Source organism: Bacillus sp. LR--39 (assembly GCF_053613335.1).
On the sequence record NZ_JBSIOT010000599.1, the window covers coordinates 1 to 844 of the forward strand.

Genomic DNA, 844 nt, shown 5'->3' on the forward strand with positions numbered 1-844 from the left:
GACAGGGTTAATGACTGTCGTTATTGCGGCGGCAGTTTTTAATATTTTAAAAGAATCGCTGAATAAAAAAGATGAAACACACAGCAAATGAGGCGACAGAAAGCGACGGTGCTTCTATCGCCAATAGGAAAACCGGCTCAAAGTGGTGAGCCGGTTTTCTTATTTGTTATTCTTTCAGCGCTTTTCCCATGCCTTTTAAAAATTGCAGGCCGAAGCCGACGGCCCGGTTGATGTCCGGATCGTTCATGGCTTTCAGCAGATCGAGGACTCCGGTTTTTTTATCGCTTTTTAAAAAGTCCTCTCCTTGTTTTGTGCCGGCGACGATGCTTTCTACAAGTTTCCCCATGACTTCCGGTTCGGCTTTGGAGAGAGCGCCGCCTGCTGCAATGGCTGTATTCATCAGGTTTTTGGCCGGCTCTTTGGACAGCTGGCCGAGGACGATTTTGGCGATGTCTTCCTTCGCGCCGATCATGCTGTCTGCGGCATCAAGGACCCCGAGGCCGTTCAGTTCGCCGAGAAGCTTCATCGTTTTTGAAACGGCGGCTTCCTGTTCAGCCAAAAGGGCTTTGAGTTCTTCGAGTTTTTCAAGCTTTATTTGCTCCTCAGATTTTTCTTCTTTGCGGATGGCGGTGATGGGAGCTGCCATGTGTGATGACCTCCTTTTGATTTAGTCTGTTAAATGAACGTACCCCGGACGCTTCCATTTCCGCTCGACTTCAGCCCCGTTTTGCGGATGGCGTTTCTTATTGCGCCGATTTGTTTTCGGAAGCGGCGGTTCTGCACATCCGCCGAGCACTTCCATACGAACCTTGGTCTGCTTGTAAGCCGGTGTATTGGTGCGCGC

2 protein-coding genes are annotated in these 844 nt (G+C 49.9%); both read right to left on the minus strand.

All coding sequences use genetic code 11. From position 1 onward, the window contains the following. Nucleotides 1-166: 166 nt before the first annotated feature. The gene (locus ACWHAR_RS25195) at nt 167-646 is read right to left on the minus strand and encodes a DUF1641 domain-containing protein (protein WP_452088198.1); all 480 of its coding nucleotides are present in this window, start codon (nt 644-646) and stop codon (nt 167-169) included. Between the two features lie 21 nt (nt 647-667). Beyond that, nucleotides 668-844 (minus strand): hypothetical protein (locus ACWHAR_RS25200; RefSeq protein ID WP_452088199.1); only part of this gene is annotated, 177 nt, incomplete at its 5' end.

What these genes read in the sequence shown, in the direction of transcription:
- ACWHAR_RS25195 (WP_452088198.1), bottom strand. Translation starts at nt 646, where the DNA reads ATGGCAGCTCCCATCACCGCCATCCGCAAAGAAGAAAAATCTGAGGAG.